Source organism: Spirochaetota bacterium (assembly GCA_025061835.1).
In the GTDB taxonomy this organism is placed as follows: domain Bacteria; phylum Spirochaetota; class Brevinematia; order DTOW01; family DTOW01; genus SKYB106.
In genome coordinates this window covers 1-1,521 of record JANXAC010000045.1, presented here as the reverse complement: position 1 = coordinate 1,521, position 1,521 = coordinate 1, and the positions used below count along the sequence as shown (strand labels likewise).

Annotated in this window: 3 protein-coding genes; 1 reads left to right on the top strand and 2 read right to left on the bottom strand. The window is 35.0% G+C overall.

Annotation, left to right across the window (positions count from 1 at the left end; translation table 11 throughout):
• Positions 1-204: 204 nt before the first annotated feature.
• Positions 205-633 (top strand): hypothetical protein, encoded by a 429-nt coding sequence (locus NZ579_08175; protein MCS7299912.1) that lies wholly within the window; start codon positions 205-207, stop codon positions 631-633.
• Here the strand turns inward: NZ579_08175 and NZ579_08170 are convergent.
• On the bottom strand, positions 626-898 hold the full coding sequence (locus NZ579_08170; GenBank protein MCS7299911.1) for a SemiSWEET transporter: 273 nt from the start codon (positions 896-898) through the stop codon (positions 626-628). The two genes, NZ579_08175 and NZ579_08170, sit on opposite strands and share 8 nt — an antisense overlap.
• Before the next feature lie 8 nt (positions 899-906).
• The coding region (locus NZ579_08165) for a DUF933 domain-containing protein (protein MCS7299910.1) at positions 907-1,521 on the bottom strand (615 nt) is incomplete at its 5' end.

Sequence of the window (1,521 nt, the reverse complement as noted above, 5' to 3'; positions counted from 1 at the left end):
CATCACTGCTACTCCGAGAATAGGCTTGAAAGGAGTTTTTACCTACCCTTTCAGGGATTGAAACTGTTCACTTATGAAGCAACTATTGCAAAAAATCCGGGTTTTTACCTACCCTTTCAGGGATTGAAACCGTGACTATCGCATACAAAAAGGTAATTTGAAAAAATAAATTTATACTTTTATATTATTCTTCAGGAGAAAACTATGAAAAAGTTAGTAGTGCTGGTATTGCTAGTTTGCTTCTTAATTCAATTTAACCAAGCATCTCCACAAGAAGATGCCAGTAAAAACATCGTAAAAAGTTTTGAAGTTTATAGAGTAGTTGGTAAAGGTAAGGATTTGAAAGACTCAAAAGATGATGCCTTCCAAAACGCTATAATTGAGTTTTTAAGAAAGAATGTAGCCCCGAAAGACTTGAAAGAAAATTCAGAGAAAATCTTAAAAGAAATCTTCGCATCAAGGAAGATTACAAACTTCATTGAAAGCCATAAAATCATCTCGTCAGAAGACATTGAAGGCAATGTAAAGATAATAGTAGATGTAGTATTAAGAATTGACAGATTGTTTGAAACACTAGAAAAAGCAAAAGTCCCTCTAAAGAAAGACATTAAATCCGATCAGGATACTAACTAGATGCCCTATCATACTTTATTTTTAGAATTAGTATTGATAAAGCAATTGAAAACGTAAAAGTATTCGCCAGTATTATAGCGATTGAACGAGTAATTATACCATACACAAGCCAAAGCAAAATACCTGTTGTGAATATTATGAACATAAGAAGTGAAATGTCCCTAGCAGATTTTGTCTTTACAACCTTCAAAAGTTGTGGTATAAACGATATTGTCGTTAATGTTCCCGCAATTATACCTATCGCCTCAACAAATACTCTATCCATAAGCCAACCTACACATTAAACCTAAATAGAATAATATCTCCATCTTGAACGATATAATCCTTTCCCTCAAAACGAATTCTTCCTTCATCTCTCGCCTTAGCCCAAGAACCTATCTTTACAAACTCATCATAACTTATAACCTCTGCCTTTATAAAGCCCCTTTCCATATCGGAATGAATCTTACCTGCTGAAGACTGCGCATTAGTTCCTCTCTTCACTGTCCAAGCACGAGTCTCCTTCTCGTTAAAAGTGAAGAAAGTTATAAGGTCAAGTAGTTTATATCCCTCAATCGCAAGCTTCTGAAGCCCACTCATCTTAAGCCCTAACTCATTAAGGAACAACCTAGCCTCATCTTCAGGTAATTCAGTTATTTCTTTTTCTATCTTCGCAGAAAGTGGTAAAACCTTGACACCTAAACTCTTCGCATACTCTTCAAGTTTGATAAAATTCTCATCCTCCCGCTCCCTACCTATGAACTTATCGTCAATATTAGCAACGATTAGCATAGGTTTTACTGTTAGTAACTGATACTTACTGATTACCTCAACCTCCTCACTTGACAAAATATTTATTGCTAACCTACCTTCAGGTAATTCTTTATTTAGTCTTTCCAATACCTCCAA